General features: G+C 32.8%; 15 protein-coding genes. 7 read left to right on the top strand and 8 right to left on the bottom strand.

Features of this window, described 5'->3' with window-relative positions:
- The first annotated feature begins 62 nt into the window (after nt 1-62).
- Nucleotides 63-692, top strand: coding sequence for a LysE family transporter (locus BTO05_RS07090; protein ID WP_087491988.1), 630 nt, complete (start codon nt 63-65; stop codon nt 690-692).
- Here BTO05_RS07090 and BTO05_RS07095 read toward each other — a convergent pair.
- Complete coding sequence (locus BTO05_RS07095) at nt 689-1,480, bottom strand: DUF2797 domain-containing protein (RefSeq protein ID WP_087491989.1); 792 nt, start codon at nt 1,478-1,480, stop codon at nt 689-691. The genes BTO05_RS07090 and BTO05_RS07095 overlap by 4 nt on opposite strands.
- A gap of 102 nt (nt 1,481-1,582) precedes the next feature.
- Here BTO05_RS07095 and BTO05_RS07100 point away from each other — a divergent pair, with 102 nt between their 5' ends.
- On the top strand, nt 1,583-3,097 hold the full coding sequence (locus BTO05_RS07100) for a GH3 auxin-responsive promoter family protein (protein ID WP_087491990.1): 1,515 nt from the start codon (nt 1,583-1,585) through the stop codon (nt 3,095-3,097).
- 216 nt (nt 3,098-3,313) lie between these two features.
- Here the strand turns inward: BTO05_RS07100 and clpX are convergent, their stop codons facing one another.
- The 7 genes from clpX to BTO05_RS07135 form a co-directional block, all read right to left on the bottom strand.
- Nucleotides 3,314-4,546, bottom strand: a complete 1,233-nt coding sequence (gene clpX, locus BTO05_RS07105; protein WP_087491991.1) for an ATP-dependent Clp protease ATP-binding subunit ClpX — start codon at nt 4,544-4,546, stop codon at nt 3,314-3,316.
- Between the two features lie 53 nt (nt 4,547-4,599).
- Nucleotides 4,600-5,274 (bottom strand): ATP-dependent Clp endopeptidase proteolytic subunit ClpP, encoded by a 675-nt coding sequence (clpP, locus tag BTO05_RS07110; RefSeq protein ID WP_087491992.1) that lies wholly within the window; start codon nt 5,272-5,274, stop codon nt 4,600-4,602.
- A gap of 88 nt (nt 5,275-5,362) precedes the next feature.
- On the bottom strand, nt 5,363-6,685 hold the full coding sequence (tig, locus tag BTO05_RS07115) for a trigger factor (RefSeq protein ID WP_087491993.1): 1,323 nt from the start codon (nt 6,683-6,685) through the stop codon (nt 5,363-5,365).
- 76 nt (nt 6,686-6,761) lie between these two features.
- On the bottom strand, nt 6,762-7,112 hold the full coding sequence (locus tag BTO05_RS07120; protein WP_087491994.1) for a phage holin family protein: 351 nt from the start codon (nt 7,110-7,112) through the stop codon (nt 6,762-6,764).
- A gap of 27 nt (nt 7,113-7,139) precedes the next feature.
- On the bottom strand, nt 7,140-8,000 hold the full coding sequence (locus BTO05_RS07125; RefSeq protein ID WP_087491995.1) for a class I SAM-dependent methyltransferase: 861 nt from the start codon (nt 7,998-8,000) through the stop codon (nt 7,140-7,142).
- Between the two features lie 12 nt (nt 8,001-8,012).
- Nucleotides 8,013-8,780, bottom strand: a complete 768-nt coding sequence (locus BTO05_RS07130; RefSeq protein WP_087491996.1) for an alpha/beta fold hydrolase — start codon at nt 8,778-8,780, stop codon at nt 8,013-8,015.
- Nucleotides 8,777-9,490, bottom strand: a complete 714-nt coding sequence (locus tag BTO05_RS07135) for a pyridoxine 5'-phosphate synthase (RefSeq protein ID WP_087491997.1) — start codon at nt 9,488-9,490, stop codon at nt 8,777-8,779. The genes BTO05_RS07130 and BTO05_RS07135 overlap by 4 nt, the downstream gene beginning before the upstream one ends.
- A gap of 91 nt (nt 9,491-9,581) precedes the next feature.
- Here BTO05_RS07135 and BTO05_RS07140 point away from each other — a divergent pair, with 91 nt between their 5' ends.
- From BTO05_RS07140 to BTO05_RS07160, 5 genes are all read left to right on the top strand, one after another.
- Nucleotides 9,582-10,238: a CBS domain-containing protein gene (locus tag BTO05_RS07140; RefSeq protein WP_087491998.1), complete on the top strand. Its 657-nt coding sequence runs from the start codon at nt 9,582-9,584 to the stop codon at nt 10,236-10,238.
- A 3-nt stretch (nt 10,239-10,241) separates the two neighbouring features.
- Nucleotides 10,242-11,120, top strand: coding sequence for an NAD kinase (locus BTO05_RS07145; RefSeq protein ID WP_087491999.1), 879 nt, complete (start codon nt 10,242-10,244; stop codon nt 11,118-11,120).
- 98 nt (nt 11,121-11,218) lie between these two features.
- Nucleotides 11,219-11,908: a DUF6089 family protein gene (locus BTO05_RS07150; protein ID WP_087492000.1), complete on the top strand. Its 690-nt coding sequence runs from the start codon at nt 11,219-11,221 to the stop codon at nt 11,906-11,908.
- Nucleotide 11,909: 1 nt separating this feature from the next.
- Nucleotides 11,910-12,650, top strand: coding sequence for an isoprenyl transferase (locus tag BTO05_RS07155; RefSeq protein WP_087492001.1), 741 nt, complete (start codon nt 11,910-11,912; stop codon nt 12,648-12,650).
- Nucleotides 12,622-15,201: an outer membrane protein assembly factor gene (locus tag BTO05_RS07160; RefSeq protein ID WP_087492002.1), complete on the top strand. Its 2,580-nt coding sequence runs from the start codon at nt 12,622-12,624 to the stop codon at nt 15,199-15,201. The genes BTO05_RS07155 and BTO05_RS07160 overlap by 29 nt, the downstream gene beginning before the upstream one ends.
- Nucleotide 15,202: the final 1 nt, after the last annotated feature.

Genomic DNA, 15,202 nt, shown 5'->3' on the forward strand with positions numbered 1-15,202 from the left:
AATGATTTAACGCATTTGTAACAAATCTGTAAGGTGTACCAAACAATTACTACAAATATGCCATGATACTTTTATATCTATTAATAGGGCTAGTAACTTCAATAATTGGAGCATTGCCTCTAGGCGCTTCTAATATTGTAGTTATAAATACAACAATTAAGCAAAACTTAAAACAAGCTATGAAAATAGCATTTGCAGCTGGAGTAGCAGAAGTCATACTTTCATATTATGCTTTAAACTATAACATGTTAGTCAAGGATTTTTTCTTCAGTAATCAATGGCTTCAAGTTTTAATAGCAATCTTATTATTAGGTTTCGGTGGTTTGCTTTTCTTCAAAAAAACTGACTCAAAAAAAACAGTTAAAAGCAATAACTCATTTTTAAAGTCTAAATACAGTAAAGGATTTTTATTGGGATTACTAAATCCACCTGTTTTAGTCTACTGGCTATTGGTATACGGTATAATAAATAGTAATGTAGCTATGCTTTCGGTAAAATCTTCAGTACTAGTGTTGCTATTATTCTTTTCAGGTGTATATATAGGGAAAGTTGTAACACTCTATATATATGGTAGGTTTAGCATTTATATACAACAAAAATTTAGAAATATAAATTTTGTAATTAATAGAATCACAGGTTCTCTATTATTTTCAGTTGGTATATTACAGTTTGTGAAGTTATATTTTATTTAAATTCCAATCTCTACAACCAAACCTTCATTAGCTCTTACATTAAAAACAGTATTGTCCTCAAAAATAAAATACTGTCCTTTTACACCTACTAATTTTCCAGAATATTTACCTTCTTTTTTGATATTTAAGCTTTTGGGTTTTTCAGGATATTGAAGTACTGGAAAATTAAGATGTGTTTCTTCATTATGTGTAATGAAATATTCTTTTGCTTCATCAGGAATGTGTGTCTTTAATTTGTCGCGCCAATCTTTTAGGTTTTCGTCCTCGTTATCATTCTTAAGCATCTTACGCCAATTGGTTTTATCTGCAACGAAATCTTTAAGAGCAACTTCTGTAATACCAGCTAAATATCGGTTTGGTACTTCTACTATTTCAATAGCCTCATGTGCGCCTTGATCTATCCAACGTGTTGGTACCTGTGCTTTACGAGTTACGCCAACTTTAACGTTACTTGAGTTTGCCAAGTACACAATATGCGGCTGTAATTGTACCTTTTTTTCATACTCCAAATCTCGGTCTTCTTTTCCTAAATGCGCTGTACTTAATTCTGGTCTCATAATCCAATCTCCGGCGTTTGGTGTATCAAAAAAGCAGCTTTTACAGAAACCTTGACGGTAAATTTCCTTACTTAACTTACAATTAAGACATTCCTCGCCAACAAAAGTCATATTTACATTTTTACCAAGTAACTGATTAACATGAATAAAATCATTATTAAAAACCAAATAATACTGAATTGGATCTTGAAACTCAGTTTGCATTTTTGTAAGTACACCTTTGTAAACCATAATAAAAATTTACTATTTTTAAAATCTAAACTTTATATTGAAAAGTTAAGGACAACCAACTAAATAATCAAGTTGCGCCTAGCGCATAAAGATAACCAATCCATGCCAATTCCTATTGTAAATTCTATTGCTTCATGGTTTTTGAAAAAACGTTTTCATCAGATTGAATTGTTTTTAAAATATCCTCACGACGTACAAAACGAATTGCTTTTTAGTTTACTGAAAACAGCTAAAGACACCGAAGTCGGAAAAAAATATGACTTTGCTTCTATTAAATCTTACTCCGATTTTAGCAATAGATTACCAGTTGTAAATTATGAAGGTATACAATCACAGATTGAACGTGCAAGATTAGGAGAAAGCAATATCTTTTGGCCAGGTCAAATTAAATCATTCGCTAAATCTAGTGGTACAACTAATGCAAAAAGTAAATTTATTCCTGTAAGTACAGCATCTTTAGAAGACTGTCATTATGCAGCAAGTAAAGATTTACTTTGCATGTATTTAAATAATAATCCTGAGTCACAATTATTCACAGGAAAAAGTTTAAGACTTGGTGGAAGTAAAGAATTATATAAAGAAAACGGAACTGTTTTTGGTGACTTATCAGCCATACTGATTGACAATATGCCGTTCTGGGCAGAATTTAGTAGTACACCAAGCAGCAAAGTATCTTTGATGAGCGAATGGGAAACCAAAATGCAGGCTATTGTCGATGAAACAATAAATGAAAAGGTTACTAGTCTTGCAGGTGTACCATCTTGGATGTTGGTTTTATTAAATAATATTTTAGAAGAAACTGGAAAAGACAGTCTTTTTGATATATGGCCTAATCTAGAAGTTTATTTTCATGGCGGCGTAAGTTTTAATCCTTACATCGAGCAATATCGTGCAATCCTTCCTAAGAAGTCATTTAAATATTATGAGATTTATAATGCTTCCGAAGGTTTTTTTGCCATACAAGACCAAAATTATTCTGGAGACTTATTGTTAATGTTAGACTATGGCATTTTCTATGAGTTTATACCTATGAGTACTTACGGTACTTCAGAACAAAAAGTGATACCACTTAATGATGTAAAGTTAAATACAAATTATGCAGTAATCATTACCACAAATGCAGGACTTTGGCGTTATAAAATTGGGGATACCATTAGATTTGTTAGTATAGATCCATATAGAATAAAAGTTTCTGGGAGAACAAAACATCATATCAACGCTTTTGGCGAAGAGTTAATTATAGAAAATGCTGAAGATGCTCTAAAGAAAGTCTGTAAGCGAACAGGTGCTGAAATTGTTGATTATACAGCGGCTCCTATCTTTATGAAAGGAAAAGAAAAAGGTGCTCATGAATGGTTAATAGAATTTAAAAAAGCACCCGAGAATATGGGTTACTTTTCTGAATTATTTGACAATGCACTGAAGTCTCTAAACTCTGATTACGAAGCCAAACGTTACAACAATATGACTTTGAATAAACCTACTATACATCAAGCACGACCAAATCTATTTTATGATTGGCTTAAAGAGAATGACAAACTTGGTGGACAGCACAAGGTGCCAAGGTTATCAAACACTAGAAACTACATTGATGAGTTGTTGAACTTAAACTCTTAGTCTTTTATCGAACAAAAATACATCTAGATATCTTATAACGAATAATATAACAATTGGTCTAGAATGATTTGTAATTACCGACAGAACAAATACTTTTAAATCAAATTAATAACTGAACCGTTTTTTAGTTTAAACGCATATATGGTATTAATTAATCCACAACATTAAAAAACCCATGAGCTATCATGGGTTTTTCTTTTTTTATGTTTAATCTATTTAAGAAACTGCTTTTAGTTTCTTTAATGTAGACTTAGAGAGTTTCTCTTCGGCGTAAGCTTTAGTCACATTTAATTTAGTTTCGTCCGAACCTGGTAAATGAAACATTGCATCCGTTAGGATTTCCTCACAAAGTGAACGTAGTCCTCGTGCACCAAGCTTGTATTCTATAGCTTTATTTACAATAAACTCTAAAGCGCCATCAGTGATATTTAACTCAACCTCATCCATACCAAACAGCTTTTTATATTGTTTTATTATAGCGTTTTTTGGCTCTGTTAAAATAGCTCTTAATGTTTTAGCATCTAATGGATCCATGTGTGTCAAAACAGGCAATCTTCCTATAATCTCAGGTATTAAGCCAAAATCTTTCAAATCTTTTGGTATGATATATTGTAGTACATTATCGTTATCTACATTGTCATCAGAATTGATAGAGCTATATCCTATAGCTTGCATGTTCAAACGCTTTGTAATAACACGCTCAATACCATCGAAAGCACCACCAGCTATAAACAATATATGTTCAGTATTAACTTCAATAAATTTTTGATCCGGATGCTTACGACCTCCTTTTGGTGGTACATTTACAACTGTTCCTTCTAATAGTTTTAATAATGCTTGTTGAACACCTTCACCAGATACATCTCTAGTTATTGATGGGTTATCGCTTTTACGAGCTATCTTATCAATTTCATCAATAAATACAATACCTTTTTCTGCTTTTTCTAAATTATAGTCAGCAGCTTGTAAGAGACGTGTTAAAATACTTTCGACATCTTCACCAACATATCCAGCTTCAGTCAATACAGTCGCATCAACTATTGCTAAAGGCACATTGAGCATACGCGCAACAGTTTTAGCCATTAAAGTTTTTCCTGTACCGGTTTGCCCAACCATTATAATATTACTCTTTTGAATCTCTATATCATCATCTGTTGGAGGCTGTAATAATCGCTTGTAGTGGTTGTATACTGCTACAGACATTACACGTTTGGTATATTCTTGACCAATTATATACTCATCTAAAAAGGCTTTAATTTCTTTTGGCTTTTTTAGCATTAACTCTGCACTAAGGTCAGCGTTTGTACCTTGCTTAGATTCTTCGATGACTATACCATTTGCTTGTGTGATACAACGGTCACATATGTGAGCGTCTAATCCTGCAATAAGCAAATTAGTTTCTGGCTTTTTCCTACCACAAAATGAACATTCTAATTCTTCCTTTGCCATAATCTTATATTTCTAAGTTTAGTTTAGAAACGTTTAGTCGTTATTAATCTATTTTACTTTCTACCTAATACCTCATCAATCATTCCATACTCTAAAGCTTCAGAAGATGTCATCCAATAATCACGGTCAGAATCTTTTTCTACTTGCTCGTATGACTTACCTGAATGGTTAGAAATAATATCGTACAATTCTTTTTTGACTTTTAAAGTTTCACGCACTGCAATTTCCATATCAGAAACCTGACCTTGAGTACCACTCATTGGTTGATGAATCATAACTCTTGAATGTTTTAATGCAGAACGTTTACCATCTTGACCAGCACATAATAATACTGCTGCCATCGATGCTGCGATACCTGTACATATAGTTGCAACATCTGGTTTTATAAACTGCATAGTATCATAAATACCTAAACCTGCATATACAGAACCACCTGGTGAGTTAATATAAATCTGAACATCTTTATTAGCATCTACGCTTTGTAAGAATAATAATTGTGCTTGAATAATATTTGCTACTTGGTCGTTAACACCAGTACCCAAAAAGATGATACGATCCATCATTAATCGTGAAAAAACATCAAAAATGGCGATGTTCATCTGACGTTCTTCTATAATATTAGGCGTTAGATTGGTAGGGTACATACTCTCAATAATCTTGCCGTAGTAGTTGCTGTTTATACCCTGATCTTTGGTTGCAAATTTTTCAAATTCTTTTCCGAAATCCATATTGTATATTCTGTTTGTCGTTAAAATTAATAAGGCGTAAAATCCAGAGATTTCACGCCTTAAAGATACAATTTATATTGCTAAATGATTAACTGTAAAATTCTTTTACAAAATCATCGTAAGTAATCTCTTTTGTTTTAAGATTAGCTTCTGTTTTATATAATTCTAAAAGCTTTTGACTCATCAATTGCTCGTTTAGTCGCTTTACCTCATCTTGGTTAGATAAAATACGTGCTGCAATATCTTCGAGCTCTTTTTCTGAAGGGTTCATTTGACCAAATTGAGCCATCTGACCTTTAATCATTTGCATTGCAAAAGACTTTAACTCCTCAAACTGTACTTGAAGATTATGTTCTGTAATTAATCTGCCTTCTATTAACTGATAGCGCATGCTTTTTTCAGACTTTTCGTATTCTTCTTTAGCTTGTTCTTCAGTCATTTCTTCTTCACCTGCAGTTTGCATCCATTTCTGTAAAAATTCTGCTGGTAAATCAAACTTAGTAGTGTCTATTAAATACTCAGTAACATCGTTTAAAAACTTTTGATCTCCTTGCTGAGCAAATTGCTTTTCAGAGTCTTCCTTGATTTTTTCTTTAAGTTCAGTTACAGATGTTACAACATCTTTACCGAATAACTTATCAAATAACTCTTGGTCTAAATCTGCCAATTCGCGTTCATTAATCTCAGAAACTTCAAAAGTAACTTCTACATTTAAATCATGGGCGTCATCATGAGACACTTTTAAGAATGTCATTAAATCGTGAGCATCGTTGAATAAGTTTTTTGTTTTGACAGTAATAACATCACCTACTTTGGCTCCTACAAACTTTTTAAGATTTGTTTTTCCTTTTATTTTACTCACTTCAAAAGTTGCTACATTGTCTATACCAGCATCTTCATTTGTAAACTTTCCTGTAATCTCAGAATTTTCAGTGATTTCGTTTTGAGAAACGATTTTACCATATTGTTTCTGGATGTGCTTGATTTGGTTATCAATCATTTTATCATCCGCTACAATCTTATATTGTGTGATAGCTTTCTTCCCTTTTAACTTTACTTCAAATTGAGGTGCTAAACCTAATTCGAACTCAAAAGAAAAGTCATCAGAATTCCAATCTAAATCATCTTGCGCTTTTGGTAATGGATTACCTAAAACATCTAATTTTTCTTCTACCAAATACTTACCAAGCGCATCTTGTATTAACTTATTTACTTCATCTACTAACACAGCTTGACCGTATTGTTTTTTTACCATTCCCATTGGTACATGACCTTTTCTGAAACCAGGAATGTTAGCCGTTTTACGGTAATCTGATAAGATTTTTTCTACTTTGTCGCTATAATCTGCTTTAGCGATATCTACTTTTACAACTGCGTTTAACGCATCGATGTTTTCTCTTGTAATATTCATTGTAATACAATCTAAAATTGGGCTGCAAAAGTACATATTTTTTCGCAACCCAACAATAGTTTTAAGATGTTGATTTTTAGTTTGTTTTCTTCTCTTTAAAGAACGAATACAATATAGATTGAAGAATAGATAATAGAATACTAAAAAGTACTGCTGTCCAAATACCATTGACAGCAAATCCATCAATTAATTTGTCTGCTAACAAAATAATCAACGCGTTAATTATAAGAAGAAATAATCCCAATGTTAGTATTGTTACAGGTAGAGTAAGTATTATGAGTATTGGCTTGACTAAAACATTTAATATTGAAAGTACTATTGCTACAATTACTGCTCCCAAATATCCATCTACTGCTACACCGTTAAGAAAATGAGCTAAAATAAAAACTGCAAAGGCGTTAACTAACAAACGGACGACTAGATTCATGATTATAAAATTTTAGATAATATAAAGTTACGCTTTTTTAAACACCAAAATATCCTGATATTCTATTTTGCTATTGTCTGCGTTCTGTCCTTTCCAATATCCATCTACAATAGTTACAAGCTCAAGGTTAGATTGCTGTAACATTTGCTTAATTTTAGTTTTATGAATGGCAATGTTTCCTGATTTTACATCTTCATTCATTAATCTGTAGTCGTCTTTTTTATAAGGAAAACCAAAATCTTTAAGATTTGCAATATGTGTTTCATCCGTTTCATCATAAAAGAAAAAGGTTGAAAAGCATTGTCCTCCATGCTTTAAAATACGATATATTTCATGAAAATAATGCTGAATCTCTTCAATTTGCATATGCGTAAAAAGCGATACAGAAAACACTTTTGAAAATGATAAATCTTCATAAGGAAACTGAAATTCAGTTGCTTTTAATTCTGAAGTATTATACAAATCGTTAAAGATTGGTACGTATTTGAAATTAAAATTTGAAAAATCTTTACCTAAGCCGTTATTACACCAATCTACGCCTTGTTTTACAACGTCAAATCCGTCATAAGAGCCATTTTCATTTAAATAAGAAGACAGTGCAATTGCTGACCTACCAACACCACTTCCTATATCTAAAACATTATCATCTGGTTGCAAGTCTATGTGATTTTTTAAATGCTCTAAGTGGAGTATCCCTTGCTTTAGATATTCAGTTGCACTCGCTGGAGAGCCTGTATAGATTTGTCCTCGAGATGGTACATACTTATGGGTATTACCTAAAAGTCTGTCTTTTAAATCGATTGGCAAATAATACAACCTGCGTATTTGAAAGCGTTGATTTGATGACAAACCGTACCAAAAATCTCTCAAAAATTGCGTTTTTTTCATAACACCTGCAATTTATAGATTTATAAACTGAACTACAGCATCATAAAAATCTTTTGGATTTTCGGCATGCAGCCAATGTCCTGCATTTGATATTGTTTGAATTTCCGCATCTGTAAAATGGCGATGAATTATTCCTTCATCTGTTGGTCCTATATATTCAGACTTGTCACCTCGAAGAAATAATGTTGGCTTTGAAAACACACTATGGCTTGATAGTGCTTCTCCAACTTCGGACACATGCTCTTTTAAAACCGGTAGATTAATCCTTAAACCTAATTGTCCTTTTTCTACCCAATACAAATTTTTTAACAAGAACATTCTTGTTCCAGCATCTGCTACATAATTAGCTAAAGCTTTATCTGCATCACCACGTTTTTTTAGTATTGAAAAATCTAAATTTGATAAACCTTCTAAAATAGCATCATGATGAACCGGATAATATCTTGGAGAGATATCTGCAACAATTAGTCGATTAACATATTCAGGATATTTGGTTGCAAAGTTCATCGCCGTTTTTCCACCCATCGAATGTCCTAAAAGAATTATATCTTCAAGATTATGAGTTTCGCAATAGATTTTTAAATCCTGAGCCAAAATATCGTAATCAAAATCTTCAGAATGAAAACTTCGCCCATGATTTCGCTGATCCACCAAATGTATCTGAAAACCAAGCTCTGAAAATTGTCGCCCAAGTGTTTTCCAGTTATCACCCATTCCTAAAAATCCGTGAAGGATTATAAATGGCTTTCCTTCTCCAAAAATATTACTATGTAAAATCATGATAGCCGATGTAAGTACATTTGTATTACATTTTCAACACCTAGATAAAGACTTTCCGAGATTAAAGCATGACCAATTGAGACCTCTAATAATCTTTCAATATTTTCTTTAAAAAATTTGATATTGTCTAATGATAGGTCATGACCAGCATTGACTCCTAAATCTAGTTTATTTGCTAGTATTGCACATTCTGAGTATGGTTTTATTGCGTCTTTATTACCTAATCCGTATTGATGTGCAAAAGCTTCAGTATATAACTCAATTCTATCTGTACCAGTTTCTTTAGCACCTTCAATTTGTTTTAAATCTGGGTCAACAAAAATAGATGTCCTTATGTTATTTCGTTTAAATTCAGTGATAACTTCGACTAAAAAATCTTTGTGTTTTAAAGTGTCCCAACCCGCATTTGATGTAATTGCATCTACACTATCTGGCACTAAAGTCACCTGTGTTGGCTTTGTTTCTAAAACTAAATCTATAAATTTTGGAATCGGATTTCCTTCAATATTATATTCAGTATAAACTACAGGCTTTAAATCTCGAGCATCTTGGTAGCGTATATGGCGTTCGTCTGGTCTGGGATGAATAGTCACACCTTCGGCACCGAAACGTTGTACATCTTTTGCAAACTGAACCACATTAGGCATATCGCCACCTCTACTATTTCTGAGCGTTGCAATTTTATTAATGTTGACACTAAGTTTTGTCATTTCTATCTGATTTTAAAGACAAAAATACGAAGTAGAAGACGCTTTTTATGGTTATTTTTAATTAATTTGCATACTCTTATAGAAACGATTTATGCAGTTACAGAGTTACATAATTAACGATATAAAGCCGCTGAACATCAATGACACTATTGGTGATTTACAGCAACTCTTTAATCAATTAACATATTCTCATATACCCATTGAAAAAGAAGGTATTTATATTGGTTGTATACCTGAAACCGACGCGCATTGCTTTGAAGCAAAAAAACTAATCTCTGATTGTAGCTACACTGCTGAGGGTTTCTTTGTCCGTAATTCGACAAATTGGCTAGATGTACTTGAAGCCTTTGCTCAAAATAATAGTAATATTATGCCTGTTCTAAGTGCCGAAAATAAATATTTAGGATACTATGAGCTCAATGATATTATCCACTTATTCAACGAAACACCATTCTTTTCAGAACCCGGAGGTATTTTAATTGTTGAAAAGGGTATACAAGATTATTCTTTTAGTGAGATAAGCCAAATTGTAGAGTCAAATGACGCCAAATTATTAGGTGCATTTATCTCTAAAATTGAAAATGATGTGGCGCAAATCACATTAAAAATTGGTAATACAAGCCTTAATGACGTCACACAAACCTTTAGACGTTACAGCTATAATATCATTGCTGGCCATGAGGACGATAATTATATAAAAAGCTTAAAAGACCGCTCAAAATATTTAGACAAATACTTAAATATTTAAGTTATGAAAATTGCTATATACGGTCAAAACTATCAAAATGAGAATAATCAGAAAGCTTTTGAAATCCTTGTCAAAAGCTTAAAGAATCATAATCGTAAGGTTCTTGTAGAATCAAATTTTCTGAAAACCCAAAAAGAAACTTATCACAACGATTGGTCCTTTGGCATATTTACTGAACTTGACAATTCTTATGACTTACTCATAAGTATTGGCGGTGACGGTACTATTTTAAGAGCGATAACTTTCGTTCGAGATTTAGACATTCCAATTGTTGGCATTAATACAGGTAGATTAGGTTTTTTAGCTACTGTACAAACCAATGAAATTGAAAGTGCACTTTCAGACATCTTTAAGAAGAATTATAAAATTTCGAACCGAACATTACTTTCAGTTGATGTATCTCCTAAAAACAGCTTAGTCACTGAAACCAATTTTGCACTAAACGAAGTTACAATTAGTCGTAAAAACACGACTTCTATGATTACTGTGGAGACACACCTTAATAATGAATATCTAACTTCTTATTGGGCAGACGGACTTATATTATCTACACCAACAGGTTCAACAGGTTATTCATTGAGTTGTGGTGGACCAGTAATCACACCTAATGCTGGTAGTTTTGTACTTACCCCAATTGCGCCACACAATCTCAACGCAAGACCACTTGTGATACCTGACAATACTGATGTCAAATTAAAAGTCGAAGGTAGAGAGGAACAATTTTTACTCTCTTTAGACTCCAGAATAATTACACTACCAAACTCGACCACAGTAAATATTGAAAAAGCTGATTTTAAAATAAAAATGATTGAACTATTGAATGAAAGTTTCATTGATACACTTCGTAAAAAAATGCTTTGGGGAGAAGATAGACGTAATTAGACAATAAATACACATAAATACTGTTTTCTGTAAGACAATTTATATCAAATTGTTATAGAGTAATGTTAATTGTTATATTTGCAAACTTTTAAAAATTTATGAGGTATTTATTAATAATTTTATTATGTCTCACTGGAAGTCAAATAACTAACGCTCAGATTTACGAATTTGGTGTGTTTGCTGGCGGTAGTAATTTTATTGGAGATGTTGGAGCAACCAATTACATATCCCCAAACCAAGTTGCTCTTGGCGGTATTGTTAAGTGGAACAGGAGTCCAAGACATGCCTTTAGAGCATCATTTATTTTTACTAATCTAGAAGCGGAAGACACAAAATCAGATGATCCAAGACGTATCCAGAGAGGATATGGTTTTAGAAGTGGTATTTTTGAAGCCTCATTAGGCATGGAATTCACTTTTTTTGATTTTAACCTTCACGATTTAACCCCAAAAGGAACACCTTATTTATACACTGGAGTATCAGTTGCCAATCATGAAAACTTCTTTTTTGATAATACCGGTCGATTGATTTCTGAAAACACTAAAAGTTGGGCTTATGGTATCCCTATGGTTTTAGGATATAAACAATCTATAAGTCCTCATTTTATTTTAGCTGCAGAAATAGGAGCTAGATACACCTTTTCTGACGAGTTGGATGGCAGCGTACCAGATGCAAGCTTTAGAGAACAATTTGCTTTTGGAAATACTAATAGTAACGATTGGTATGTGTTCTCTGGAATTACATTAACTTACACATTCGGAAAAAAACCCTGTTACTGCGACTTTTAGTATGAACTTTAAAGACCATATAGACACGTCTAAACTACCAAACCATGTAGCAATTATTATGGATGGTAATGGTCGTTGGGCTAAACAAAAAGGCCTCATGAGAGTTTTAGGTCACGAGAGTGGCACTAAAGCAGTCAGAGAAACAGTTGAAGCTTGTGCCGAAATTGGCATAAAACATTTAACTCTTTATGCTTTTTCGACAGAAAATTGGAACAGACCCAAACTAGAAGTACAAACCTTAATGAAACTTTTAGTAAAGTCTCTAAAAAAGGAAATCAAAACACTACAAGACAACAAAATTAAGCTTACAGCAATTGGTAGCTTAAAAGACCTACCAAAAAAAGCTTATGAAGAGTTAGAATTTGTTAAAGAAAAAACAAAAAATAATACACATATGACATTAAATTTAGCTTTAAGCTACGGTTCTCGTGAAGAACTTGTTAATGTTGTTAAGGAATTATCAGTTAAAGTTAAAAATAATATAATTTCCTCTGAAAGTATTGATGAATCGATTATAAATAAGCATCTTTACACGCAATATTTACCAGATGTAGATTTGCTAATTCGCACTAGTGGAGAACAACGAATTAGCAATTTTTTGTTATGGCAAATTGCATACGCAGAGTTATATTTTACCGATATCTTTTGGCCAGATTTTAAGAAGGAAAATCTCGTAGAAGCCATAAAAGATTATCAAAACAGAGAACGACGATTTGGAAAAACAAGCGAACAGCTTATTTAAAAGCATAAACCCAAAAGCATTGAAGAAATTTTACGCTTTAGCATTATTAATCACAATAGTATTCCCTCTAAACTCTTTTGCACAGAGTGGAGATAAGTATACCATAAATGAAATTATTGTAACTGGTAATACCTCATTTAATGCAAGTACAATTATAACATACTCTAGACTAAAAAAAGGCCAGGAAGTATCTATTGGTGGAGACAAGATTGGAGAAGCGGTAAAAAAGTTATGGACTTCTAATCTTTTTAGTGATGTGAAAATTTATTTCATAAACATTACAGATGATGGCAGTGTAGATGTTGAGATTATGCTTGCTGATTTACCAGAGCTTAATAAAGTTCGCATTGAAGGTGTCAAGAAAGGAAAAAAAGATGAAATACTTGATGAAAATAATCTTAAACAAAAAGTAAAGGTTACAGAGAATCTTATCACTACAACCAAAAACTACCTTACCAATAAATACAAAAAAAAAGGATTCTTAAATACAAAAGTAAACGTTATTACCTCTGAAGTTCAAAATGATTCTATAGAGAAAAAGAGGGTTAATATGCTCGTTAGTATTGACAAAGGCAATAAGGTAAAAATTAAATCTATAAATTTTAACGGCAATGAAAAGCTTAAAGACAAAAAGCTTAGAAAAGCCATGAAAAATACCAAGCAAAAAAGTCTCAGCCCACTAAGACTTCTAAAACGCTCTAAGTATGTCGAAGAAAACTATAAAGAGGATTTAGTGAGTCTAGTAGATAAGTATAAAGAAAATGGTTACAGAGATGCTAGAGTTATTAAAGATTCCATTATATATAACGATGACAAAACGATAAGTTTAGTTATTGACGTTGAAGAAGGTGAGAAATATACGTTTGGAAAAATTGATTTTGTTGGAAACACTGTCTACACAGATGAGTTTCTATCTCAGATTCTTCGTATTGAGGAAGGCGATACATATAATGGTGTAGAATTAAAGAAGCGCATTGCAAATGAAGAAAAGCCTGACGGCATTGACATTACAAACATATACCAGAATACAGGCTATATGTTTTCCACCATTAACCCTGTTGAGGTTAGTGCTGACGGAAACATTATAGATTTAGAAATCAGAATTACTGAAGGTAAGCCTGCATACTTTAATAGTGTTAAAGTAAAAGGAAATGATATTACTAATGATCATGTTATCTACAGAGAAATACGGACACGTCCTGGCGAACTTTATAGCCGTGCAAATATTATCAGAACCATTAGAGAATTAGGTCAACTTGGCTTCTTTAACGCACAGGCTATCGTTCCAGACATAAAAAATCCAAATCCTGTTGACGGAACTTTAGATATAGAATACACAGTCGAAGAACAGGGTTCTAGCCAAATCGAACTACAAGGTGGTTACGGTGGTGGTGGTTTTATTGGCACATTGGGTCTATCCTTTAACAACTTCTCATTACGAAATATCTTTAATGGTGAAGCATACAAACCAGTACCTCGTGGAGATGGACAAAGTATGGCTTTAAGACTTCAAGCAAGTCAGTTTTTTCAAACTTATAGTTTATCGTTTAGTGAACCATGGTTAGGAGGAAAGAAACCTTTTCAACTATCTACATCTATATCACATTCAAGACAATTTTTATTTGACCCTCAAACTAGACGCGCAGATAAAAGTAGGCGATTTAATATAACAGGAATTACATTTGGAATATCTACCAGACTAAAAGAACCAGACGATTATTTTCTGTTTTCTCAAGCTTTAAGTTACCAGCATTACGATTTACAGAACTACAATACTGGATTATTTACATTCGGAGATGGTTCTTCAAACAACTTATCATATACTATTGGTCTAACAAGAAACAATACTTATAACGACCCAATCTATCCTACAGGTGGTTCAAACTTTTCTGCTTCTGCAAAATTCTCTTTCCCATATTCTTTAGTAAATGGTGTCGATTATGCAGCTCTAAAAGAAGAAAGAGATGGTCTTGACCCAATTACTGATATCGATAGAATCGGAGAGATTGACCAGCAGCGATTTAATTGGTTAGAATTCTACAAAATAAAATTCAAAGCAGATTGGTACGCAGAAGTTGCAAAGAAATTAGTTTTAAGACCTAGTGTCGAATTCGGTTTCTTAGGAGCATATAATAATGATAGAGGTGTTATTCCTTTTGAGCGTTTCTTCCTTGGAGGTGACGGACTTGGTAATTTTGCTTTAGATGGACGTGAAGTTATTCAGTTAAGAGGTTACCCAAACCAATCATTATCTAGTCAAGATGGTGGTTCTATATATAATAAATTCTCTTTAGAATTAAGATATCCTATAACACTTGGTCAAGGTGCGAAGATTTATGCATTGTCGTTTGTCGAAGCTGGTTCTTCTGTAAACAGCTTTAGAGATTTTGACCCCTTCAATCTTCAAAGGTCTGCTGGATTAGGTGTTAGAATATTTATGCCAGCCTTTGGTTTACTAGGTATTGATTTCGGAAAACCTTTTGATCCGTTACCAGGTCAAAATCAAGTTGGTGGCTGGGAAACTCACTTTATAATCGGTCAACAATTTTAAG

The organism is Winogradskyella sp. PC-19, from assembly GCF_002163855.1.
Classification (GTDB): domain Bacteria; phylum Bacteroidota; class Bacteroidia; order Flavobacteriales; family Flavobacteriaceae; genus Winogradskyella.